Origin of the sequence: Bacillus sp. SIMBA_008 (genome assembly GCF_046535495.1) — a bacterium.
GTDB lineage: Bacteria > Bacillota > Bacilli > Bacillales > Bacillaceae > Bacillus > Bacillus subtilis.
Genome location: NZ_JAWRWL010001081.1, coordinates 1 through 244 on the forward strand (window position 1 = coordinate 1; position 244 = coordinate 244).

Genomic DNA, 244 nt, shown 5'->3' on the forward strand with positions numbered 1-244 from the left:
CTCGGTCGGCGCCAGATCGAGCAGATCGCGCCGCAGCGCAGGGCGCTCGTCGTGATTGCCCGCAACCCAGATGACCGGGGCGCCCAGCTCGGCCGCGACCGGCTCGACCGCGGCGCGCAGGCGGCGGTAGGCGTCCGGCTCCCCCAGGTCGGCGAGATCACCGGTGACGACGATGGCGGCGGGGTTCGGATGCACGGCGCGGATCGCGGCGAGCGTCCGCGCGAAGTTCGCCTCGACGTCGTAG

At 74.6% G+C, this 244-nt stretch carries 1 protein-coding gene; it reads right to left on the bottom strand.

From position 1 onward, the window contains the following. Nucleotides 1–244, bottom strand: a 244-nt coding sequence (locus SB658_RS26745) for a metallophosphoesterase (RefSeq protein ID WP_410603524.1), incomplete at both ends; no start/stop codon positions are given.